General features: G+C 41.1%; 1 protein-coding gene. It reads left to right on the top strand.

The features are described from left to right. Positions 1 to 226 (top strand): hypothetical protein (locus AAEY88_RS14100; RefSeq protein WP_350563385.1); only part of this gene is annotated, 226 nt, incomplete at its 5' end. Positions 227 to 263: the final 37 nt, after the last annotated feature.

The raw sequence follows: 263 nt of genomic DNA, 5'->3' as shown, positions 1-263 counted from the left end.
GTGCCAAGCCTGCATGCGTTGTGTGTCAGCGTGTCCTAAAAAAGAGGCGCTGCAATTAAGCACTCGCAATGGTATTAAACTGTCTGCCAGAGGATTGCTGATTATGTTACTGACGGTAATGTTTATGTTACCGCTGTTTGCTTACGTCGGAGGCTATTGGCACAGCCAAACGCCTGACGACATAAAAATGGAACTGATACAAAAGCTTGATCGTATAGGTCATTAATTCAGAGTTTATAATGAACAATTAAAAATCAATAACA

Origin of the sequence: Psychrobacter sp. CAL346-MNA-CIBAN-0220 (genome assembly GCF_040309805.1) — a bacterium.
Lineage (GTDB): Bacteria > Pseudomonadota > Gammaproteobacteria > Pseudomonadales > Moraxellaceae > Psychrobacter.
The sequence above is the reverse complement of the archived record's forward strand: the minus strand, read 5'-3'. Positions and strand labels throughout refer to the sequence as shown.